Source organism: Spiroplasma floricola 23-6 (assembly GCF_002813555.1).
GTDB lineage: Bacteria > Bacillota_I > Bacilli_A > Mycoplasmatales > Mycoplasmataceae > Spiroplasma_A > Spiroplasma_A floricola.
Map to the genome: position 1 here is coordinate 193,721 of NZ_CP025057.1, position 24,577 is coordinate 218,297.

22 protein-coding genes and 1 tRNA gene are annotated in these 24,577 nt (G+C 23.9%); all 23 read left to right on the plus strand.

Annotation, left to right across the window (positions count from 1 at the left end; translation table 4 throughout):
* The first annotated feature begins 26 nt into the window (after positions 1 to 26).
* The 23 genes from SFLOR_RS00890 (at position 27) to SFLOR_RS01000 (ending at position 24,221) form a co-directional block, all read left to right on the plus strand.
* Positions 27 to 260, plus strand: a complete 234-nt coding sequence (locus SFLOR_RS00890; protein ID WP_100916214.1) for an LPXTG cell wall anchor domain-containing protein — start codon at positions 27 to 29, stop codon at positions 258 to 260.
* Positions 261 to 377: 117 nt separating this feature from the next.
* Entirely contained in the window at positions 378 to 2,396 is a 2,019-nt protein-coding gene (locus tag SFLOR_RS00895) for a PTS transporter subunit EIIC (RefSeq protein ID WP_342748158.1), read from the plus strand.
* 126 nt (positions 2,397 to 2,522) lie between these two features.
* Positions 2,523 to 2,613: transfer RNA gene (locus SFLOR_RS00900), tRNA-Ser, on the plus strand.
* Positions 2,614 to 2,716: 103 nt separating this feature from the next.
* Positions 2,717 to 3,301 (plus strand): acetyltransferase, encoded by a 585-nt coding sequence (locus SFLOR_RS00905; RefSeq protein ID WP_100916216.1) that lies wholly within the window; start codon positions 2,717 to 2,719, stop codon positions 3,299 to 3,301.
* A gap of 3 nt (positions 3,302 to 3,304) precedes the next feature.
* Positions 3,305 to 4,729: a proline--tRNA ligase gene (gene proS / locus SFLOR_RS00910; protein ID WP_100916217.1), complete on the plus strand. Its 1,425-nt coding sequence runs from the start codon at positions 3,305 to 3,307 to the stop codon at positions 4,727 to 4,729.
* A gap of 345 nt (positions 4,730 to 5,074) precedes the next feature.
* Positions 5,075 to 5,608 carry a DUF402 domain-containing protein gene (locus tag SFLOR_RS00915; RefSeq protein ID WP_100916218.1) on the plus strand — a complete coding sequence of 178 codons (534 nt, stop codon included), beginning with the start codon at positions 5,075 to 5,077 and terminating at the stop codon, positions 5,606 to 5,608.
* A gap of 75 nt (positions 5,609 to 5,683) precedes the next feature.
* Positions 5,684 to 7,486, plus strand: a complete 1,803-nt coding sequence (lepA, locus tag SFLOR_RS00920; RefSeq protein WP_100916219.1) for a translation elongation factor 4 — start codon at positions 5,684 to 5,686, stop codon at positions 7,484 to 7,486.
* Between the two features lie 2 nt (positions 7,487 to 7,488).
* On the plus strand, positions 7,489 to 7,917 hold the full coding sequence (locus SFLOR_RS00925; RefSeq protein WP_100916220.1) for a GNAT family N-acetyltransferase: 429 nt from the start codon (positions 7,489 to 7,491) through the stop codon (positions 7,915 to 7,917).
* Positions 7,918 to 7,986: 69 nt separating this feature from the next.
* The gene (locus SFLOR_RS00930; RefSeq protein WP_100916221.1) at positions 7,987 to 8,835 is read left to right on the plus strand and encodes a hypothetical protein; all 849 of its coding nucleotides are present in this window, start codon (positions 7,987 to 7,989) and stop codon (positions 8,833 to 8,835) included.
* A 64-nt stretch (positions 8,836 to 8,899) separates the two neighbouring features.
* Positions 8,900 to 9,790, plus strand: a complete 891-nt coding sequence (locus SFLOR_RS00935; RefSeq protein WP_100916222.1) for a hypothetical protein — start codon at positions 8,900 to 8,902, stop codon at positions 9,788 to 9,790.
* The gene (locus SFLOR_RS00940) at positions 9,762 to 10,430 is read left to right on the plus strand and encodes a M48 family metallopeptidase (RefSeq protein ID WP_100916223.1); all 669 of its coding nucleotides are present in this window, start codon (positions 9,762 to 9,764) and stop codon (positions 10,428 to 10,430) included. The genes SFLOR_RS00935 and SFLOR_RS00940 overlap by 29 nt, the downstream gene beginning before the upstream one ends.
* A gap of 30 nt (positions 10,431 to 10,460) precedes the next feature.
* The gene (locus SFLOR_RS00945; RefSeq protein ID WP_100916224.1) at positions 10,461 to 11,444 is read left to right on the plus strand and encodes a DnaJ domain-containing protein; all 984 of its coding nucleotides are present in this window, start codon (positions 10,461 to 10,463) and stop codon (positions 11,442 to 11,444) included.
* Between the two features lie 21 nt (positions 11,445 to 11,465).
* Complete coding sequence (locus SFLOR_RS00950) at positions 11,466 to 12,161, plus strand: hypothetical protein (protein WP_100916225.1); 696 nt, start codon at positions 11,466 to 11,468, stop codon at positions 12,159 to 12,161.
* The gene (locus SFLOR_RS00955; protein ID WP_100916226.1) at positions 12,161 to 12,973 is read left to right on the plus strand and encodes a hypothetical protein; all 813 of its coding nucleotides are present in this window, start codon (positions 12,161 to 12,163) and stop codon (positions 12,971 to 12,973) included. The genes SFLOR_RS00950 and SFLOR_RS00955 overlap by 1 nt, the downstream gene beginning before the upstream one ends.
* Positions 12,974 to 14,436: 1,463 nt before the next feature.
* Complete coding sequence (locus SFLOR_RS00960) at positions 14,437 to 14,676, plus strand: hypothetical protein (protein WP_100916227.1); 240 nt, start codon at positions 14,437 to 14,439, stop codon at positions 14,674 to 14,676.
* A 221-nt stretch (positions 14,677 to 14,897) separates the two neighbouring features.
* Complete coding sequence (locus SFLOR_RS00965; protein ID WP_100916228.1) at positions 14,898 to 15,812, plus strand: BspA family leucine-rich repeat surface protein; 915 nt, start codon at positions 14,898 to 14,900, stop codon at positions 15,810 to 15,812.
* A 309-nt stretch (positions 15,813 to 16,121) separates the two neighbouring features.
* On the plus strand, positions 16,122 to 16,703 hold the full coding sequence (locus tag SFLOR_RS00970) for a flavin reductase (RefSeq protein ID WP_100916229.1): 582 nt from the start codon (positions 16,122 to 16,124) through the stop codon (positions 16,701 to 16,703).
* 287 nt (positions 16,704 to 16,990) lie between these two features.
* Entirely contained in the window at positions 16,991 to 17,746 is a 756-nt protein-coding gene (locus SFLOR_RS00975; protein WP_100916230.1) for a hypothetical protein, read from the plus strand.
* Positions 17,747 to 18,266: 520 nt separating this feature from the next.
* Complete coding sequence (locus tag SFLOR_RS00980; RefSeq protein ID WP_157806911.1) at positions 18,267 to 19,178, plus strand: hypothetical protein; 912 nt, start codon at positions 18,267 to 18,269, stop codon at positions 19,176 to 19,178.
* A gap of 15 nt (positions 19,179 to 19,193) precedes the next feature.
* Positions 19,194 to 19,889 carry an ATP-binding cassette domain-containing protein gene (locus tag SFLOR_RS00985; RefSeq protein ID WP_100916232.1) on the plus strand — a complete coding sequence of 232 codons (696 nt, stop codon included), beginning with the start codon at positions 19,194 to 19,196 and terminating at the stop codon, positions 19,887 to 19,889.
* 277 nt (positions 19,890 to 20,166) lie between these two features.
* On the plus strand, positions 20,167 to 20,721 hold the full coding sequence (locus tag SFLOR_RS00990) for a hypothetical protein (protein WP_157806912.1): 555 nt from the start codon (positions 20,167 to 20,169) through the stop codon (positions 20,719 to 20,721).
* Between the two features lie 2 nt (positions 20,722 to 20,723).
* Entirely contained in the window at positions 20,724 to 23,381 is a 2,658-nt protein-coding gene (locus SFLOR_RS00995; RefSeq protein ID WP_100916234.1) for an endo-beta-N-acetylglucosaminidase, read from the plus strand.
* 12 nt (positions 23,382 to 23,393) lie between these two features.
* On the plus strand, positions 23,394 to 24,221 hold the full coding sequence (locus SFLOR_RS01000; RefSeq protein ID WP_100916235.1) for a hypothetical protein: 828 nt from the start codon (positions 23,394 to 23,396) through the stop codon (positions 24,219 to 24,221).
* Positions 24,222 to 24,577: the final 356 nt, after the last annotated feature.

Consider the following 24,577-nt stretch of genomic DNA (forward strand, 5'->3'; position numbering starts at 1 on the left):
ATATAATAATAAGGTGGGGGTATATCATGTCACAAAATCAAATTATAGGATTATCAATTTTTTTAATTGGACTCTTAATAATGGCTATTTTTGGGGGATTAATTTTTTATTTTAGAAATAAAAATAAAAATAATTCAATTTTTGTTGCAAAAAATCAAGAAAGCCAAACTATTTGAGAATTCACTAAAAAGAATTTTCCAGTTTTTATTACCTTATTTGGTCTTATTATGAGTATTACTGGAGCAATTATGATGTTTTAAATGATTTACTACCATACAAAATTAAAAAGATGATTTAAATAAAGAAAGAGAGAATTTTTTATGAAAAATGTTTCTTCACAGGCTGAAGGAAAATCTCAAAATAAATTTGTAAGCTCTATGAAAAGGATGGGTAAAGGTATAATGCCCACTCTTTCAAAGTTAAGTAAAGCATTTTTATTACCAATTGCCTTATTACCAATTGCTGGTGTTTTTTTAGGTGTTGGTTCTGCTATCGCAACGAATTCTGCAGATGGTAGTTTTGGATTTTATTTTGGATCTGTTTTAAACAAAATGGGTGATGTCTGTTTTGGTAATTTACCTGTTTTATTTTGTATTTCTGTTGCTTTAGCATATACAAAAGATTCAGGTATTGCAGCTCTGACAGCAGTTGTTGGATTCCTAGTTATGAATGGAATGCAAGCTGCATTGCTACATACACAAACAGTTGATGAATCAAGTGTATTTGTATATGCCAATGGAGCATGACATCAATTTTATGCACAAAATGAGGCGGGACTTTGAGTACCAACTTATAATGGTTTTAACCTTCAAGATATAGAGAAATATGTTAGTGCTTCAGGTTTGAGTAACGCAGCAAATGGTGTTGCTATTAACTCAAAATTAGAGTTAATTGATGGGGCAGGTAGTGTTTATTATTCATTATTATGAATTGATAAAATCCCTAATGGATTAATAACATCTAATATTGGTGTTAACTCATTAAATACAGGAGTATTTGCAGGTATTTTTGTTGGTGCAATTGCTGCATGATGTTACAACAAATTTCACGCTACACAATTGCCAGCTGCAATTAGTTTCTTTTCAGGAACAAAATTAGTTCCTATTATTACTTTTGGAGCTGTTATACCTTTATCATTTTTATTTATGTTTATATGACCATATTTAGGAATGGGATTAGCTGCTTTTGGTAGAGCTTCAGGACAATTACCTTTTGGAGTTGATTCATTTATTTATGAAGTTGCAGAGCGTTCATTAGTTCCATTTGGACTACATCACGTTTTCTATGCACCTTTATGATGAACAAATGCTGGGGGATCAGTTGCTGAAGCATTTAATGAAGCAACTGATGCTCAACAAGCTGCTTTTGTTCAAGCTTGAACAGCAAATCATAATGCAGCTGAAATTTTAGGTCAAGGAGTAGAAGCAACTTTTGAAAATATTAAAAGAGCAATAATTATGAAAACTCCTGATTTATGACAATCAATGGGAGATCAAACAATTGCATATAAAGTTATAGCAAATTCAAAAGTACTTAACTTTACAGATTTAGAGATGTTAGGATTAAATATTGGTCGATTCCAATCAGGAAAATTTGGATTTATGTTACTTGGTTTACCAATGGCAGGACTTGCTATGTGGTTAAATGTTCCTAAAGAGAATCGAAAATCAGTTATGGGAATTTACTTTTCAGCTGCCTTTACTTGTTTCCTAACAGGAATTACAGAACCAATTGAATATACATTCTTATTCTTGGCTCCTTGATTATTCTATGGTGTACATATGCCTTTAGCTTCAATTTCATTCCTATTAGCTGGATTATTTAAAACTCACGTTTCAATGACAGTTTCTGGAGGATTTATTGATTATATTGTATTTGGTGTAGTACCATTCTTTGGAAGCAAAGCAATGAGTGCAAAATCATGTTTTGCAGTCTTAGGTGTGGCTGGAATAATGGCACCAGCTTACTTCTTCTCATTCTACTTTGCTGTAAAATATGGAAAAGTAATGGTTCCAGGTCGTGATGGATCAGCAGAAGCAAAATTAGCAACTAAAGCTGATTACAAAGCTTCTAAAGGACAAAACCTAGATGGTTCAAAAATTGAAAAAAATAAAAGTTCAGCAGAAACTGCTAGAATTGAAAAAGCTACAAAAATTATTGAATATTTAGGTGGAGAAGCAAACATTGAGTATGTTGATGCTTGTGCTAGTCGTTTAAGAGTTACAGTTAAAGATTCTTCTATTGTTGATAAAGAAGGTATTCTTTCTTTAGGTGGGGCAAATGGAGCCCTTATAAAAGGATCTAGCGTACAAATAGTTTATGGTGGAGAGCAAGAAGCCATAAAACCTCGTATGATTAAAATACTTGGAGAACAAAGAAAAGAGAAAAAATCATAGTATTTAAAAAAAGTTCTAAATTTTAATTTAGAACTTTTTATTTTTATATAATAATTGTGTTATTTATTTTAAAAAAAATGTATTGGTATTAAATTAATTTTTTTTGATATAATGAATTATGTGTATGGATTGATACTCAAGTTGGTGAAGAGGGCACCCTGCTAAGGTGTTAGGCCGGGCAACTGGCGCGAGAGTTCGAGTCTCTCTCAATCCGCCATTTAAGAAAATAGACCAAGATTTAAAATCTTGGTTTTTTATTTGATTATAGAAATAATACCTATAAAATAAATATTATAAGACTGCTTTGGAGGAACGTAATAATGAAAAAAACAGATATAAAAAATAATTTAAGTGAAAATAAACCAAAAAAAGGTTTTTTTAAAAAAATCTTTAATAGTAAAGAAGGACAAAAAAAAGTTTTATCAATTATTAAAACTAAAAAAATTAATAATCTTTATTTTTATACAGACGTAAATAATGTTTTATTAATTTTAGAAAATGGTATTAGACTTTTAAAAGATCAAAAATTAAGAAAAGATGAAGAATATACTGTATGAACATATTTGGAAAATGAAAATTCAATAGGATTAGAATTTGACAGTTCTACAAGAGCTCATTTCTGAAAGTGAGCAAGTGAATCAAAAGTTGATATAGAAAAAATAACAGTTATTGGAATTGATCCTGAAAAATTAGCTAAATTATCAAAAAATGACTGAGCAATGGATGACGTAAAAAATATAGTTTATGTATATGAAACAATACCATTAGATGCTATTGATTTTATTATGATTAAAGATAAGTCAAATTTGAAAAGAATTCAAACATATGTTGAAGCAAATGATATTCAAATTGATGTATTTTATGGTGAAACAGGAAATGTAGATACAAAAAAGGAGAGAAAATAAATAATGGCTAATAAAATGGAAAAAATAACATCAAGAGATGTAGATTTTAGTCAATGATATACAGATGTAGTTAAAAATGCAGGATTAATGGATTATGGGCCAGTAAAAGGAACAATGATTTTTAAACCTCACGGTTATGCAATTTGAGAACAAATTCAAAAATTTGCAGATAAAGAGTTTAAAGATTTAGAAGTTCAAAATGTATATTTTCCTCTTTTAATCCCTGAAAAATTATTTTTAGCAGAAAAAGAACATGTTGAGGGATTTGCACCAGAATTAGCAACTGTAACAAAAGTTGGAAATAAAGATTTGGGAGAAAATTTATTTATTAGACCAACAAGTGAAGTTATTATTGCAGATTTTTTGTCAAGAGAAATTAAATCATACAGAGATTTGCCTGTTAAATATAACCAATGAGCCAATGTTATGAGATGAGAAAAAACAACTAGACCATTTTTAAGAAGTAGTGAATTTTTATGACAAGAAGGTCACACTTTTCACTCATCAAAACTAGAAGCAAGACAAATGACTTTAGATATATTAGAAGTTTACAAAAAAATAGCAAATGAAATTTTATTATTACCAGTTGTTGCTGGAAGAAAAACTGAAAGAGAAAAATTTGCAGGAGCTCAAGAAACTTATACTATTGAATCACTAATGTATGATGGTCAATCATTGCAATCAGGAACAAGCCACTATTTTGGAGATAATTTTGCCAAAGCATTTAATATTAAATTTCAAAATAAAGATCAAAAAGAAGAAAATGCTTATTCATCAAGTTGAGGTATATCAACTAGATTAATTGGTGCAATTATTATGACTCATTCAGATGATTTTGGACTTGTTTTACCAAGTAAAGTTGCTCCAATTCAAGTATCAATTATTGCAATTAATAATTCAGATGAAGTAATGAATGTATCAAATGATTTAAAAACAAAACTATCTTCAAATTATAGAGTACAGTTAGATAAAACAGATAAATCTTTTGGATTTAAAATTTCTGAAGCAGAAATTAAAGGTGTTCCAATAAGAATAGAAGTAGGTCCAAGAGATTTAAAAGATGGAGTTGTTACAATTTCAAGAAGAGACTTGAGAAATAAAGTTCAAGTTAAATTAGAAGAAGTGGAAAATTATATTGAAAAAGAAATAATTGAATATGATAAGAACTTATATAATAAAGCTTTAGAAAATAGAAAAAATAAGACTTTCAAAGCAAATACTTTAGAAGAATATAGAGCAATCATTGATAAAACACCAGGGTTTGTATTAGTCCCATTTTGTGGAGATATTGAATGTGAAAATGATATTAAGCAAAAAACTTCAACAAACTCTAGATGTATTCCAGAAAATGAAAAACAAGTTAAATCAAAATGTTTTAATTGTAATAAAGATTCTGAACTTATGGTTTATTTTGCAAGAGCCTATTAGTTATTTTTTTGAATATATATTTGTTTTAAGAAAATTAAAATACTAGATTAATAATATAATTGGTATTTAAAAAATGTTTATTAAAGATAAAAGTATTTTATCTTTTTTTTATTTTTAAAAAAACTCTCTTTTTTTAAAAGAAAGGAAAAAGACTTTTAAACTTAGACATTTTATGGCATATATTATTATTTCTTTCAGTTTATCTAATATATTTCATAACTTAAAGTTGGAAAATTGTTTACTTTAATTATATAATCTATTTGTATACGGAATCACTTATGAATTGTGATGTAACCTGGTATTTATCAATTAAAAGAAATGAACAACTGAAAAGGAGGTTTTTGAATGAAATCAAAAACTGGAGATTTAGTTCTTGTTCATGCATATAAACATAGTGGAAAATTATATAGGTCTTGAGAAAAAGTAATAGTTTTAGAAGAAACAGAAGATTATTTAGTATTAATTAATGAAGAAGTTTTAATTACTGAAATTAATGGAAGAAAATGAAAAACAAATGAACCAGCTATATGATTTTTTTTTAAAGAGAGCTGATACAACATAATATGTATGTTTAAAGAACGAGGGATTAACTATTACTGTAATTTAGCTTCACCGTATATTTTTGAAGAAGGAACAGTTAAATATATTGATTATGATTTAGACTTTAAAGTATTCAATGATTATAGTTATAAAATATTAGATTTAAAAGAATTCAATAGAAATAGAATGACTTGAAACTATTCTGCTGATATTGTTGATAAAGTTTGACAAAGTGTTGATGAAATAAAACAAATGATTAAAAATAGAGTAAAACCCTTTGATCATCAATATGTCAATGATATATGGAAGAAATATGAAGAGTTAAAGAATAAAGACTAATGTCATAGTTTTTATTTTTTAATTATAATAGAATATTGGTTATAATAATTAAAGAAAATATGGAGATGATTATTTATGAATAAATCAAAAATTAGAAATTTCAGTATAATCGCTCATATTGATCATGGTAAATCTACTTTAGCTGACAGAATTCTTGAATTAACTGGAAGTGTTGAAAAAAGAGATATGCAAGCTCAACTTTTAGACTCAATGGATATTGAAAGAGAACGTGGAATTACAATTAAACTAAACTCAGTTCAATTAAAATATAAAGCAAAAGATGGTGAAGAGTATGTCTTTCATTTAATTGATACTCCTGGTCATGTAGACTTTACTTATGAAGTATCAAGAAGTTTAGCAGCTTGTGAAGGAGCTCTTTTGGTTGTAGATGCAAGTCAAGGAATTGAAGCTCAAACATTAGCTAATGTTTATTTAGCATTAGACAATGATTTAGAAATTGTTCCTGTAATTAATAAAGTTGATTTACCAGCAGCTGAACCTGATAGGGTTAAAGAAGAAATAGAAAAAGTAATAGGAATAGATTGTTCAAATGCTCCAATGATTAGTGCAAAAACTGGTTTAAATGTTGAAGATGTATTAGAAGCAATTGTAAATTTCATACCTTCTCCATTAGAAGCTGATGATTCTAAACCTTTAAAAGCATTAATATTTGATTCATATTATGATAAATACAGAGGTGTTATGGTTTCTGTTAGAATCATGGATGGAACTGTAAAAGTTGGAGAAACCATAAAAATGATGCAATCAGGAGCAACCTATGAAGTTACTGAACTTGGTGTAAAAACCCCTTTTGAAGTTAAAAAAAGCAGTTTAGAAGCTGGAGAAGTTGGATGAATTGCAGCTTCAATTAAAACTGTCAGAGACGTTCAAGTTGGAGATACAATTACAACTAAGGATAATCAAGCTAAGGAAGCCTTACCAGGATATAAAAAATTAAATCCAATGGTTTATTGTGGAATTTATCCTGTAGATACTGCAAAGTATAAGGACTTAAAAGAAGCTTTAGAAAAAATATCTTTAAGTGATGCAAGTTTAGTTTATGAACCAGAAAGTTCCCAATCATTAGGTTTTGGATTTAGATGTGGATTTTTAGGTTTATTACATATGGATGTCATTCAAGAAAGACTTGAAAGAGAATATGATTTAACTTTAATAGCAACTGCACCATCAGTTGTTTATAAAGTAACACAAACAAATGACGAAATAATTGAAATTGATAACCCAGCATTTTTACCAGATCCTCAAAAAATTAAGTTTATTCAAGAGCCTTATGTAAAAGTTACAATCATGACTCCAGATCAATATTTGGGAGATTTAATGAGTTTGTGCCAAGATAAAAGAGGAAATTATATAGATATTGAATATATTGATGATTCAAGAAGAACTTTAGTTTATGAAATGCCTTTAAATGAAATTGTTTTTGATTTCTTTAACAAATTAAAATCTATGTCAAAAGGTTATGCGTCATTTGATTATGAATTAGTTGGTTATAAAACGTCGAAACTTGTAAAAATGGATATTTTATTAAATGGAGATATAGTTGATGCTTTATCAACTATTGTCCATAAAGATTTTGCTCAAGGGAGAGGTAGAATTTTAACAGAAAAGTTAAAAGAAATAATACCAAGGCAAAATTTTGAAGTACCAATTCAAGCAGCAATTGGGGGTAAAATAATTGCGCGTGAAACTATCAAAGCAATGAGAAAAAATGTTCTAGCAAAATGTTATGGGGGAGATATCTCTCGTAAGAAAAAATTACTTGAAAAACAAAAGGAAGGAAAGAAAAGAATGAAAGCTATTGGTTCAGTAGATGTTCCTCAAGAAGCATTCATTGCTGTTCTTAAATTAGATGATTAAGTATGATGAAATTTTTAGTAGATTTTTCTAATGTAAACTTGGTCTTTGATCAAGCATTAGAAATTAGAAGAAAAGTTTTTTGTGAAGAACAAAATTATCCTTTGGAAGAAGAAATAGATGAATATGATGAATTGAGTTTTCATGTTGTAGGTTTTTATAATGATAAACCAGTTAGTTGTGCTAGAATTGTTAAAAAAGATGATGAGTGATATTTAGGAAGAATTGCAGTTTTAAAAGAATTTAGAGGCAAAGGATTAGGTTTAGAGTTAGTAAATTATTTAGTTGATTTCACAACAAATAAATTAAAAGCAGAAGAAATTTATTTAAATGCTCAAGAAACAGCAATTGCATTATATGAAAAAGTGGGATTTAAAATTATCTCAAAACCGTTTTATGAAGGCAAAATTAAACACTTTAAAATGGTGAGATAAAATTAAACTACTTTTTTATTTTATTTTTACAAAGAAAATTATATAATTAAATTTAAAGGTGGAAAATAAATGAAAAAAATTAGAATCTGAAGAATCATAATAACATCAATAGTTTCTATAAGCTTAATTGCTATTATACCTTGAATAACTGTTCACATTACTGATGAAAAACTTTCATCAGTTACTTTTTCACTAAAAAATACTTATTTAATAAATTGAGTAATTTTAGCTAGTGGAGTTTTTTACTTTATTATAACTTTACTTTCAAATGTATTAAGAAATAATACAGCTAAGATTTTTTCAGTTTTTAGTACAATTCTTAGTTTCATAATTATTCTTATTTTATCACTTTATTATTACCTTATTATTTCTTATACTATGCCTTTATTCTGCTTATTAAGTATAGACTCAGTGCTTTCAATTATTAGTGTTTCAATTAAACCAGCTACAGCTGAACAAAAAGTGCAAACTGCCGTTCAAAGCCAACAACAAGTTCAAGATAATAGTAGGGAAAACTCTCCAAATATTAATACAACTGAAGCTAAGGATGTTTCAGAATTGAAAAACAAAATTCTTAGTATGAAAAGTGGATTAAACAAATCCTATGAAGAAGCTGTAAATGAAATTGAAATGACAGGGGCATTAAATGGTCTTGATATGTCCGAATTATTGAATGAGAGCCAAGATGAAGATCAAAATAAAATAATTCCTTTTTCTATTGGAGAACAAAAAAATAATATAAACTCAGATTTCAATAGAAATAAAGAATTAGTTTCATCTGCTGATGAAAATTTAATTATTCAAGATCCGCTTGCAAATTTTTCTAGTGATTATGAAGATACTCAACCTTCAAATTTATTAGATAAAAATTATAAATATACTTCAAGAAGAAAAGATGTCGATGATAATAAAAATTAGAAAATTTAAGCATTAGTTTGTTTAAATTTATTTTTATGTAAAGCAAGATTGATAGGTGAAAAAAATGAAAAAGGAAAAAAACAAAGAGCAAAAATTGAAAAAAATTAACTTTAAGAATTTTAAATCAACATCAGTTTTTTTTATGATAATTATAGTAGTTTTTAGAACTACTATGATTGCTTTTTGATTAGTAGCACCAATAATTTTAGCTTTAAATGTTGGATTTGATCATGGTTTAAAAACCTTAGTTGAATTTATATGAGCATTAATTTTAAAAGGAGAAAATACTACCTTAGCTACAAGAATAACAATTGATGTTGCTGCACCTGTATTATGATTTTTAATGATGATTATAATGTTATTTGCAAGTGTAAAACCTTTCTTTAATAAGAAAACTTGAGGAAAAAGAGCTTATTTAGCTTTTAGTTATATTTTTTGACCAATTTTATTCACTGGTATAATATATGGAATTTATTTCACAATTCCTTTCTATGAAGTAGGAAAAGAAACTAGTCCTACAGCTCCAGATGTAGATAAGACATGACAGTTATGAAAATCATTAAAAGATACATTTACACCATATAGTGGATGGATGATTTCTTTACAGTGTATTTATGCAATATTTGTTTTGTTTGGTATATTCTCAATTTTTGAAGCGCATATGGTTAGAAAAAGAAAATTAGATTACAGTGACTTTTTTGTTAAAAATAAAGATCAAAGAAGTTTGTATAATCAAGTTATTGAAGGAAAAATTGAATTTGGAGAATTTGATCCAATTCAAGTTGATAAAGAAGTTAAAAGAATAAAAAAAGAAACTATTGCTGAAGAAAGAAGAGAAAAATTTGAAGCTATTAAAAAAGCTGAAGAAGAAAGAATAAATAAAAAGAATGAGAAAAAGCAAAAAAAATTAAAAGGTAAAAAAGCAAATGAAAATGAAAAAGACATTAAGCTATAAAGGACAAAAAATTGATTATTATTTAACTTTAAGAGATCAAAAGTTTATTAGATTAAAATTGGAAGATACAAATATTTATGTCTCTGCACCATATCAAGTTTATGATTGAGAAATTGAACAATTAATATATAAAAATATACAAAAGATTCAAAAAATAATTGATTATAGAGAAAAAAATCAATTTTATTTCATAGCTGATGAAGGATTTATTAAAATTGATGATAAAAAAATAGTAGCTAAATTTCTTGAAAAAATTGACAATAAGGATAAAATGAGTTTTAAAATATATGAAGATAAAGAAGAAACAGTTAAAAGAATGTATAAAAAATTGGCTATTTCGCAGTTAAATTATTTTGAAGAAGTAGTTAATAAGTATAAGCAAATAATGAATCTAGATTTTAAAAATTTAACAATTAAGACTATGAAGGGAAAATGAGGAGTTTGTTATCCTGAAAAATCTAAAATTGTTTTAAATACTAGATTAATACATTTTCCTAAAATAGCTTTAGAATATGTTGTTATTCATGAATTAAGTCATTTAGTTCATAAAAATCACTCTAAGGATTTTTGAAGGTATGTAGAAAAATATATGCCTAATTATAAAAACATAAGTGAAATATTAAAAGTCAATGTTTTATAAAGTATAATAATTTTATGGAGATAAAAAGCAATGGGATGAAAACGGGAATTTAAGAAAATTAAAAAAGAGAGCGAAAAAAAATCTAATATTTTTGATTACTCTAGTGGTGTTTCAAGCAATATCATTTGAAAAAGGAGTATGAACCCTGTTGATCATTGAACAATAGAAAATTTATTAGCTAATATTTCTGACTTTAATGAAAATATAAAAAATATTTTAAGTATTCAAGAATTACCAAAGGGATTGGAAACTTATTCTGCAGAAATTGAAGTAATATCAATTAATGAAATTTTTTATTTCTATCCAATGGCAAGTTATTTTAAAGAAACTTATAATACAATTTCAAATAAATTAGGAAATTATGAAGCAGCTATTATTCTTGCAAGTTTAAATAAATTTTCATATTATATAACTGAAAAATTCTGAAAAGTATTTAATTATACTTTTGCAAATAAAGATATAAATGAAAGACCTCTTTTAAGAGTTTTTGAAGTTATGCAAAGAACTTCAGTTGAAGCAGTTAATGGTATTATTGAAAAATCACTTATGTTAATTGATAATAAAAATATTGACTCATACAAGAATCATTTATTAATTGAAGAAATTATTGATTTAGGAGAGGATTTTACTTATCACTGATCAAGAATGTTAGAACAAGTTGTAGATTTGACAGTTGAAACATTTGTCTTTCAAAAGCAATATGGTCAAGCAAATTCTTATTCTCACTCTTCTACTTATTCTAATTTTTTTGAGCAAGTTGATGAAGATGATTTTGAAGACTTCTTTGAAAAAACCAAAACAATAGTATTTAATGATGAAGTTAATGATGCATTTAGTTACTTTGGAATTTCTAAAATGGCACAACCAAGTGAATTTAAGAAAATCTATAGAAAAAAAGCAAAAGAATTTCATCCAGATTTAAACTCTGATCCAAATGCAACTCTTGAAATGAAAAAAATTAATGTTTTTAAAGAAATAATTGAACAATATTATAATAAATATGACATATCTTAAAAAAAGGGGACAATAGCAATTATGCAAAAAAAGGTTTGAAATAAATTATTTGAATCATCTCAGGAACTACTTATTAATTTTTCACAAGATCAAGATAAATTGATTAACTCTGTTAAAAAATTCAGTGAGGATTTAGTAGCATTTTCAGAAGTATATTTTTCTAATAGAGAAGAATTCTTTAAATTTTTAAAAAGTAATTATAATAACTTTTATTTACAAGCAACTTCAATAGTTTCAAGTGCAGATTCAGTTTCTGTTATTATGCAACTAAACGAAGGAGCTAATGATTATTTAATATTAATAAATTTATTTAGGCAGTTATTAGTAACACTTGATACTTTAACAAGTAATTATTGACTAAGAGTTGCAGAAAAAGTTAAAGAATCAAAATCTATTAAGGAAATTATTAATATTTCAAATTATGCTCAGTTTGAAGACTATGATGAAGTTTCAAACTCTGTTTTAAAAATATTAGAAAAAAATAATATAAAAATTAATGATTTTTTTAAAAACTATATGAATAAAGAACTTTGAAGAGAAATAAAAATATTAGAGGGAAAAATTTTAAATAAGCCAGATGGGGATTTTGAATATTTTAAAGAACTAGTTTCAAAATCAGATGATTTAGCAGATGATATGGTTATTAACCTATGAGCAATTTTAGCAATTAATATTAGTTATTTAGAATTTTTAAACAATATAGTAGGTGAAAAGTAATGTATATAAAAGAATATGAAGAATACACTTTTATACAAAATGATTTAATAAGCAAAGAGATGTTTATTCTATATTCAATATTTGGTGAAAATAGTAAATTTTTAAAAGCAATTCAACAAGAATGATTTGAAACAAAAAATATTGAAAAATTTAGAGAATATATTGAATATAAATTTGAAGAGATTGAAATAAAACAAAAACCTCAAGTTGATAGAGATAGCTTAAGTTGTCTTTTGAGAATGATGTCTATTTGTGATTGTTTTTATGAATATGAATTTATATATGACTCTACAAGAACTTTATTTTTAGAGTCAAAAAAAGAAATGATAGATAGTTTAAAAACATATGAATTTGCTTTTAAAGAATTTATAGATTTAAATTATAATGGTTTTATTGAGGAATTAGATACTTTGGAAATTGCAAAAAAATATTCTCCAATAGTAAAAGATATTAGAAAAGTAATACATAGAATCTCTGAAATAAATGAGTATTCATTAATAATTAAAGAAACTTATAAAGTAAATGATTTATTAAGTGATCTTTTAGATATCTTAGAAGATGATGAAGATAATAGCTTTGAATTTGGATCTGATTCAGAAGTTATTTTATATAACTTTGCAATTTATCATTCTACAAAAATTTATTTCTCTTTATTACTAAGAGAATATATAATTTTGGAAGAAGAAAGAATTGAAAATGTAGTAATTGAAGAATCAAAACCTCTAATTCAAGAAGAAGAATTAAGATTAGCTGAAACGAAAATTATTTCAGATCAGTCTAAGGAAATTTTTTATAAAACTTTAAAAAATTAATTATAGAGAATAAAGACAACTTAAAAAAAGTTGTTTTTATTTTTTTAAAAACTTTTTATAAGAATAAAAGGACAATAAAAAAATTTATTTAAAAACCTTTTAAAATATGAATTTAAAATCAAAAAGCAGAAATTAATATAAAATTATAGAGAAGAAATAAAAAATTAATTTTTAATAAGAAGAGGATTTTAAATTCATATATCATACAGAAATTAGTAGTTCAAAAATAATAAAATACTGTAATACTTTATTTATTAGAAGTAATTAAACTAAAATAAACTAATTAATTTTTCATAAAAATCTGCTTTTATAATAAAAGCAATTATAAAAAATATAGAGTTATTAGGTTGGTAGGGAGGGTTTGTTGAAAAAATAAATTGTTTAGCAAGTTAAATATATATTATTTAAAGATTAAACTTTATTAAAAAGAATAAACAAAGATATAATGCTAATTTAAAAAAAGTAAAACTAAACTTAATAATAAGTTTTAATTATAAATATCTTTATAAAAATATTGATTTCTTTCTTATTAAATACATATATGTTTTCAAAAATAACAGAAGTTATAAAATAAATTTTTATACATAAAGTAAGTCAAAAATAGACTGTAGATATTAACTTTTTTAAATAATGTTAATCAATTTATTTAAGAGGACTTACAATAAAAAAGAGTTATTTTGGGGATGAGAGTTTTAAAGTTTAAATCTGATTTAAATATTATTTATACAACAGCTTTTATAAAAACTAAAATTATGTATTGAGGGTCTCTAATATTTTTAAAGATATTAGAAAAAATATAAAATATAAACTACTTCAAAAAAACTTAAAATTTTTAAAGCTCAAAAATTTTTTCTAAAGTTTATATCATATTTTTTTACTAAGGCTAGAATAATTAAAAATGTGGTATAAGTAAAAAATAAAGGAAAATTTAATGAAATAAGTACTAGTCTTTTATCATTAAATTTTGTAATAGCAAATTCACTAATTTTAAGTATCTCTAATTATTTAAGAAATATTAGTATTAAAGTAAAATTGAGTGATTAGGTTAGACTTTAAAAGTAAAAGTTTAACATGAAACAGTAATAGATAAAATTTTTGTATTAAGCTATATATACAAAATTAAGTACTTGGATACTCTTTAATTAAAAAAGATTTAGATTCCTAATGTTTTTAAAGTTAAGAAGATACACAAGAAAATGAGTATAAAACTAAAATATTAATCACAAATAAATCTATATTATATAAAAAACTTTTAGATCAATTTTCCTTTGTATAATTGCTACAAATGAAAAATCTACTAAATTTAATAAATAAAATTCTCTAAGTATAATAATTTATGCAAAGAGAATTTTTCTATATCAGTCCTTAGTTTAAATTAAAAATTTAAAACAGTAACAATTGGAATATATTAATTTTAAAATAAACACTTTTTATATTAAAATTAATATGAAAGGGGAAAAAGTATGGCAAAGAAAACAACAAAAAAAATTGCTTCTAAAGCATCTAGGGTATTAAAAGATGGTAGATTCTCTGATCAAAGTAAAAGTGTGGCAGCAAGTGCACTTTCACAAGTAGAAGATAACAAAAATACTTCAGATGAATTAGCTTCAAAAGCATCAGAAATACTAAGAGACAAAGGAACTTTTAGTGATACTTCAAAAAGTATTGCAGGAAGTACTTTATCTCAAAAGGAAAAAAAATAATATTATATAAGAGAGAATAACTTTTGATAAGTTATTCTCTCTTTTGTTACTTTATACTTATTTAAAATTTTTTTTATAAGACTCTTTACTAAAAAATTTTACATTTAATACTAAAACATATTTTAAATGTATCTAGTATCATAATAAAAATAGTATTAAATAAATTACTTCATATTATTTTTGGTGGTAGGGTGGGATGTTGAAAGAAAGGGAAATAATTTATGTTTGGATTATTAAGTTTATTATCAACTAGTATATTGGGAGTAACTAGCGTTTTTGTAGCAGATGGACAAATATCAAAAAATAATGTAGAGTTATCATCTAATAACTCTACATTAATAAATGAAAACGATGTTTTTCCAATAGTAAATGAAATAACTGTATATATTGATAGCAAAGGTTCTATGCATAAAACAGATGCCAAAGATTTTTTACTTATAGATGCTCAAGAAATATTAAAAATGGGAGTTTGAGAAGATGGTACAACAATTATAAATTGTAATGCAAAAGAAATGCCTAAAGTATTGCCAAAAGAAATTACATCTTTAAAAAAACTATTTTGATATAACGAAAATGAAAAAATTGAAGGAATACAATATTGAGATACTTCAAATGTAACAAACATGGAGTATATTTTTATGGATGCTATCGATTTTAATCAAGATATTGGGTCATGAGATACTTCAAATGTAACAAACATGAGTGGAATGTTTTTATACGCTTATAATTTTAATCAAGATATTGGGTCTTGAAATACGTCAAAAGTAACTAATATGTCAAACTTGTTTAACAATGCTTTTGTTTTTAATCAAGATATTGGGTCATGAGATACATCAAAGGTAACTGATATGGACAGTATTTTTGCTAATGCAACTAATTTTAATCAAAATATAACTTTATGAGATACTTCAAATGTAACAAACATGAGTGGTATGTTCTATCAAGCTTATAGCTTTAATCAAAATATTGGTAATTGAGATACATCAAGTGTAGTTGATATGAGCTTAATGTTTACTAGAGCTCTTAGTTTTAATCAAGATATTTCAAATTGAAATGTGGATAAAGTTGAAACATGAGATAGTTTTGCAGTAGGATCAAGTCTAAGAAGTGAGTTTATACCTAAAAAATTTAGATAATGTAAACTAAATAAATAACAAAAATAAATAATAAATTTTTAATATAAATAGTATCACTATTTATATTAAAAAATGTATAAGAGAGATATTAGAAAATAATAGCTCTCTTATTTTAATTTACAGGTATATTTATTCTAGTAAATTTCATATATCAAAACAAATCAAATTAGAATAATAATCTTCTAGTTTCTTATTAATAATGATAAGAACTTATTAATGACATTTATGCTAATATATTTATGAAATAAAAACTAAAAAATAAGAGTTTTTAGTTTAACTAAATTAAATTTAAATTAGAAAGGGTAAAAAATGTATCAAAAATTAAATACTAAAACTTTGTATTGGGGATTTCCAATTGTTGTAATATCAAGTTTAAATGACAAAAATAAAACAGACATTACACCAATTAGTTCAATTTATAATGTAAATGATTCAATTATGATAGGATTAAATATTAGTTCAAAAGCCTATGAAAATATAAAATTAAATAAAAAAGCTATTATTAATATTGTTCCTGATTCTATGTGAAGTAATATTGAAAAAATTGCAAAATATACTGCAAAAAAAACAAATGATCAAAAAACTAAAAACTATATTGAAGATAAAACAAAAGAGGGAAATTTTAATTTATTAAATTCAGAACATGAAATTCAGTTTTTAGAAGGAACTTTGTTATATATAGTAGTTGAATATATTGATGAGTTAGTTGTTAATGGAATAGCAAATATCTGTTTTAATGTAAAAGAAATCTATGTGGATGCAGAACTTCTTGATGAAAATAATTATATTTTAGATGATAAATTCAACATACTTTTATATCAATTTAGAAAATATAAAAAAATAAACAAAGAATCTATGGGCAAATCTTTCAGGTATGTTAAATCAAATTAGCTCTGTTTTTAATTTTTCAAAAATATATTTGTAAATTACTCTTAATATTCTTTTAAAAAGTAGAGAAGCCAATAGTATGAGCAATATAAATAGTTTTGTAATTTTGGCAGTTTATATTGTCGATTATAATGGAACAAGTTTTAAACATCTCAATGATATCTTGAGATTTTTGGGTTTTTAAATTCTAAATTAGGTGAGGATGCTTTTACATGATAAAAAAATTAATTTAGTAACTTTAAAAGTGTTTTTTTGATATTATTTAATTAAATAAACATAAAGGAGTTTCAATGATTATAGAAATAATTTCAATCACTTTTTCAACCATATTAACTCTAATCTCTATATTTTTAATATATTGAGTTGATTTGAAAAATAGGAAAATTCAAAAAAATGTTGAATTAAATGAAAGTTTAAAAATTTTAAATGAAGTTAATATTAATTTTCAAAAAGAAATATTTGATATTAATTTAAATATTAGTGACATTTTATCTGATTTTCAAAAAGATTATTTGATGAGTTACTCTTTTAATGATGAAGTAGAAGTTCAATTTGAAAAATTAAATACTAATGTTAGTAAAAAAATTTTTAAATTAAGATTACAGCTATCTACATTATTTAAAAAATTATTATTAGATCTTAATAAACTATTGCCAATAAAGAAAAACTTAATTTATAACTATTATAGAAATAAATTTGTATGAGAAAAATACTCAAAGTTATATACTAAATTAGATTTGGAAGTAACATCAGAAGGAGTAATTGAATTTAATTGTTATAAATGTGAAGAATTTGTTAATATTGAAGAAAATTTTGAAACATTAGTAGCAAAAATTAGTACATTAATTGATAATTTATGCAACATTAAAAATGTCTCAAAAAGTTATACAAAAGATTTAGAAGAAATTTATCTTGAAGTGGATTCTATATTAACAGAATTGAATTTTGGAATAATATTGAGTGTAGATAGAGATTTTTATTTAAAGGACTTATTTTATATAAAACATAAAAACTGCGTATCTAAAGAAAATGAAGATGAAATTTAGTAAAACTATATAAGTGATTTATTTATTTTTTACAATAAATAAAAATATATAACAGAAGATTCCAAACTCTTTATAACTTTAATATTTATTACAAAAAATTTAATCAATATTGATTATTTATAATAATAACTATTAAGTAGAATTTAAGATGTTATTTAAGCAATTTATTTAGTTCAGACATTGGTTATAAACACACATATAGCACTTATTTTTTTTAAAGAAAATGCATAAAATTATTAAAAAATGAAAATATATCTATTATATAAACTATTTCTTATAGTTATATTTTCAAAAATTAAATATTTCAGTAATTTTTTCATAAAAGTTCATCTTTTTTTAAATATAATTGTTTTTTTTTTTTTTTTTGATTATTATTATATAGAATGAATAGTTTTCCTATTTTTTTTTGTGTCAAAGGGGAATAGAAAATATTATTTAAGATAATATTTAAAATAAAATGAGAAAGAAAATTTTTTTGTGAAGTTCAGTTTCAATAATAACATTAAGTTGCATTTTTAATATGAGCTTTTTTATAGTTAATAACGTCTCGATTAAAAATTTGCAAGCACAATTATACTCAATTGTTAATCCACAAAGGGCTTATCCTCCCCTAGAAAAAGAGTATCTTAATATATGAAAAAAATTAGCAAATGAGTCAATTGAACAGCAAAATAAATATAATGATAAGTTAATAAATTTTTATAAAGATAGTTATCTAAGTCTTTTTTATAAATATAATCCTAGTCCAGAGAATGGTGAAATTGTGTCAATTCCTGACGAAGATATTAAAAATATAATTCTTGATGTAACTAAAAGTGATACTTTACAAATATTTATTGCTTATTATTTAAAAACAATTTTTATTGAATCAAGAATAAATTTTTTAAATGATCCATCTTTACCATTAATTTCAACTGATAAAAATATTGTTATATGGGCATTACAATATTTTTCTGCAATTACTTATTTTCAATGAGTTAAAATTTGAATTTATGAATTAGGTTCTACTGTTGAGAGAGACTTTAATATTGATTTCTATACATTTGGAAGTTATGTTCAATATGATAAAAATGGATTTGTCGATTGAACAAAAGAACCAGTATATAGAAAAACTTTAGGTTGTGACTTAGTAAATACTAATATTAATAAACCAATAGATGAAAGCAAAATTAAAGCTGAATTGAAAAAAAATAATGAAAATTTAATAATAGATGATATAAGTATAATTAATAAAAAAGAAAATTATTATGCAAAAGTCAATCAATACAGTAGCAATTATTATTGAAATACAGATAGCGAGATACAACTTAATTCTACAAATTCAAAAAGTTGTACAACTACTAATAAACCTGAGCCTATGGCTATCATGGATGATGTTTTAAAACCGTTTGTTGAAGAAGTTTATAACTTTATATATGATAAAAAGTTTTAGAAAGTGGAATATATTATGATAGAAATTAAAAATATAGTTAAGAAATACAAGAAAAATGAAGTTTTAAGAGGTATTGATTTAACCATTTCTGATAATGAGGCAATAGCTATTTTAGGATCAAATGGATGTGGAAAGACTAGCTTAGCAGAAATAATAGCTAAATTTATTAAACCAACATCAGGAGAAGTAACTTATTTTGATCAAAATAAAAAAAATGCTAATAAAAAAGTGGGTATGCAATTTCAAGATGGTTCATGACCAATTGGAACAAGAGTATATGATTTAATTAAATTCTTTAAAAATAAAGAATATTTTGAAACAGAAGAATTTAAGGAATTATCTGAAGTATTTAGTCTTCAAGAAATAATAAAAAAAGATATGTGTTCTTTATCAGGAGGACAAAGACAAAGAACTAATTGCTTTTTGTCAATAATCAATAAGCCAGATATTTTAATATTGGATGAACTTATTACAGGTTTAGATTTAGAGATGCAAATAAAGCTAGTAAACTTTTTTAAAAAATATAAAGAAGAGAATAAAATTATTTTATTAATTGTTTCTCACATTCCTGAGGAAGTTGAATCTTTGTGTGAAAGAATTATAATTCTCAAAGATGGATTAGTTTATGAAGATGAAAAACTTAAAGAAGTACAAAAAAAGTATGGAAGTTTAAGAGAAAGAATGATACATTACTATGAAGTTGAGAAATAAAAACTGAATTAAAGTTTTCTTATTACTCTTTAAAAATACTTTAAGCTCATTCAAAACTTATGTTTATGTCTATTTATTTTCTTCCATACTATGTTTTTTGTTAATTTATATTTGATTAAACTATTCTTTATATATACTTTTACCCCCACAGTTAATTTCCTTTTTAGCATTACCTTTTATAATTGCACCTTTATATGTTTCTTTAAATTTAATTGAATGAAAAAAGCGAAATTATCTTATAAAAATAAATTTTGGATTAATTACGAAAATAAATTTATTGATTTCTTTAATTTTAATTTCTTTAATATTAGCAACTAGTTCTTTTATAATAAACTTATTTTTAAATTGAATACTAACTATCTCTCATGTTTTTCAATATAATTATGTTTTGCTTGGAAATATAGAAGCAATTATTTGATTATTTGTTATTTTAAACCTAATTTTTGAAACAATTTTTATATCATGCTTATTTTTTGCACTAACTTCAATGACTTCAAAAACTGTAATTAATATTTTAATTATTCTGTCATTATTTATTTTTATGATAACTACATCAGGTTTAATCATACCTCCACATAGTTTGAGTGGTAATGTAGTTTATGAATCTTTAGGCTATATTAATCCATTTAAATATTTTAATTGAACAAACTTACTCTTTTCATCATATCAATTTGTTGATAAGTATGGAATTACTCAAATATTGCCAGATTATAAAGAAGGGGATTGAATTTCATTTAAAGGAATATATATAACAATACCTTTTGAAATTGTATTTGTAGTTTCAGCCTTTTATTTTTATAAATATTATTTTAGAATAGGAGTTAAAAAATAAAAATGAAAAAATTATTATCTCTTTTTTTATCAATTCCACTTTTAATTTCTCCAACAACATCACTTATTTCGTGTTCTATTGGAAGTAGAGGAACTAATTATTTTTTGTCAAATTTACCAAATTTTAATTGAAATGATCCAGAGCTTGGAGATGGAATAATTTATGATAATTATTCAAATCCAGTAAATGTAAATTTAACAAACAGTAATATTGAAAATGTAGAGCCTAAAAATCTAAACTCTTTTTTAAATTATGATGAATTTAATACAGGTTTTCAATGAAATCAAAATATTAAAAAACAAGCAGTAACAGGAGTTCCATTAAATAAAGGGTTTATGCCAAATGGAAATTTTGCATCTGATTTTGGTGTTGAATCAAAAGCTCAATCATATCGTAGATTAAATGGTATTTTAGATTGAAATCCCAATACAGATAATGATGCAAAATTTAATACTTCAAATGAAGAATTAAAACAAAGAGTTGTAGTACCAAATAGAATTTCAGCTAATCAAGATGAGCGTTTAAAGTATAATCCATTAGGCTTCTCTTCAAGAAAACACAGAACTTTTGATAATACAATAGTTGGTACTAAAAATCCATTTGAAAACTCTACAACAAATTGACAATATATCAATGAATTTATAAACTGATCAGGGTCATGATTTGAAGGACCAATAGTTCCTCCTCCAGCTGATGTTGTTGATTTTGCTCATAAAAATGGTACACCAGTTTATGGAAATATTTTTTTAGATGGCTATCACGGTCTAACAAGAGAAATGATTAGAAGCTTTATTTTAAAAGATAATAAAGGAAATTACAAAATTGTTGATGTACTAATAAATATTGCAAAAAGTTTAGGTTTTGATGGATGATTTATTAACAATGAAGCTAATGGTCAACTTCCAAATGGAACAATTCTTGATTATAATGAAATGTTTGAAATAATAAGACAATTTCAACAAAAGACAGCCACTTCTAAAGATGAAAAAATCAAAAATTTAGAATTATATTATTATAGAAATGATGCTACTTTAGCAGAAAATAATGGAGTTTATTCAGATAAAGAAATGGTTAAAATGGCAGATGCTAATTATCTAACTGGAGATAATAAAAAAACAATAAAAATGCAAGTAAATTTTGGTGAATTGCCAGAAAGTTCAAAATATTTTAGAGAAGAGCATAAAGAATATCAACAAAATGATATTTTCACTATGGTTGACCAAGGATTTAATAATTTCTTATATGGTAGTTTTGATTTTAAAGAATTGGCATATAAATATGATCGTGCTAAACAAGAATATGATCCCAGTGTTTATGCAGGATTTTCTTCATATTTGGATAATGGTTCTGGAATATTTGCCAATGAAGCTTACAATTATGTTAAAAATAATTCAAATGATGAAATTAGAAATTACTTATTTGCAAATCAAGTTGGGAATTTATTTAATGATATTCAATTTAGTGGAACAAACTTGTTTGTTTCTAGTACAAATAAGGGTTTATCAAAAAATGAATTAAGTCAAAAATTAAAATCAAGTGAATTTAATAGAAATGCTTTTATTGCAGATCCGCGAGTTAAACTTGAAAATAAAGGTAGTTTGCAAAGAGATGTGCCAAATAGTATTTTTGATACAGTTTATGATTATAAAAGCAATAATTCTAAGACAAATACAAATAGCTATGGAATAGCAGATTTAATTCCTGAACAAACTGTAATAACTGATCAAAATTTATTAAAAAGTGATTTTAAAACAAATTTTTCAACTGGTAATGGAATTAAATTTAAAACAGATGAATATACAATAGAAGATTATCCTTGAACTAATAGGAGACTTGCAGATGTTCTACCAACTTATAGATGAAGAATTTATGACAAAGAAAATTCAAATCGAGCTTTACCTATTGATCAATTTTATGGTGGTTTTGATTATGATGAAGTATATAATAAAGGAAACTCAATAGCTATTGGAAGTGGATTTGATGAAAAAGGAAAAATACTTCCTGTTAATGAATGAGATACAAACAAAACTTATAACTGAGATATATTAGGAACTGATTTCTCAAATAAAGACAAAAAAATAGAATTAGTTTATAAAACTGATTCAGATAGTCTTGAAAATATGAAATTAAATTTAACAATAGTCAATAAAGAAACTAATTCTACAAGAAAAAAAGAAGTAGAAAATAAAAATTATAAAAAATTAAATAGTGATTGAACTAAAATTGAAAGTGATTTAAATAATTTGAATTTAAGTACTTCTGAAACAATAGCAGGAATAGGATTAACTTTTAAACCTAAAAAGAAAGAATTTAAATTAAATGTGGGAGAAGTTCAAATAATTAATCAAAGCAGTTTTTATAAAAATTTAAAAACAGAAAATCAAAATATAAATCTTGAAGTAGAGTATGCAATTAAAAGAAAGAATTTAGAAACATATAATTTACGCTTATCATGAGAATATTTTAAAGATAAAAATTTTGATTACTTTGAAATTTTAACTTTTTTTGATAATAAGTGATATCGAGTAGGTGAAACAACATCAACAAACTATTTCTTAAAAGATTTAAAAGCACAGGAAGATAAAATTTTATTGTGTATTAGACCAAAAAGTAAAACAAATATAGAAAGTGAGAATTATAAATTTTTTATAAATTTATAAAGGATATAACTAATGAAATTTAAAAAGACATTTTCATATATATTTAGAAGTACATTAATTTCTGCATGAACTTATATTTTTGTTATTTTTATTCCAGTAATTGTTTGTACAAGTTTATATTTTATTTTTTTAAAAAATCTAATATTAATAGAAAATAAAGAAAAATTAATTGCTTTTTCTTTGTTACCATTAATTTTAATGTCATTCTTTGCTTGTCACTTTCTTATTACATGGAGAGAAACAATATTTTTAAGACAAATTAGTAACTTTGGTATTACTAAAATGTGTTTCTTTATAAATTTCTTTTTCGTTTTTACTTTGTACAGTTTTATAAGTTATTTCATAACTAATTTATTTCTTTTAATATTTGATTTAACATTAAGTATTGGAAATTATAAAAAGATACTTTTTGATTTTAATGATATAGGTGGAGCTTTTATTTTTATACTAGCTATGTTCTTAATGATTTTATTGTATTTCTCAATATCATTTTTAATTGCAGGTAACATAAAAAATGTTTATTTAATTAACTCAAGTGTTTTTATTATAATTGTATTAACTTTCATTTTCTCAGATTTTTTCCTAGAATCTTCTTTATATCAAAGTCCTTTCTCTGGAGTTATATCTTTTCTCTCTCCACAAAAGTACTTGAATTGAATATTTTATTTAACTTATAGTGGAGGTTTTTTAGATCAAATATTAATTTATAAATTTATTACAAAGATTGAATCAACTGTATATTTCTATAATTTATTAATTCCTATTCTATCCTCTTTATTTTATATTTTCTCTTTATCTATATTGTCATTTATATTTTTTACAAATTCACTTAAAAAATAAAATACTTTAAGATAATAAAACATGTAGACATATTTATGTCTATTTTTTTATATAGTTGCTATTCTATAAAAGAAATTTTTATTTAGTCTTTAAAATTCGTAGTTACTTATTTTTTGAGATTTATTAATTCATATAGTTCTCTAATTACATTTTATAATTTCTTAATTTAATAAAGTTTATATTTTTCTCTTTTCAATATGTAGATTTTGATGCATTCAAATGCTTTTAAAAATTTTACAGAAATCTTAAAGATTACTTTTTTTAAATTAGTTTAAAATTGATAAATTAAAACTTATTCAACTTATCTATATCTTTTTTTTTTTTTTTTAAAAAAAAAAAAAAAAAAGTGATAATTT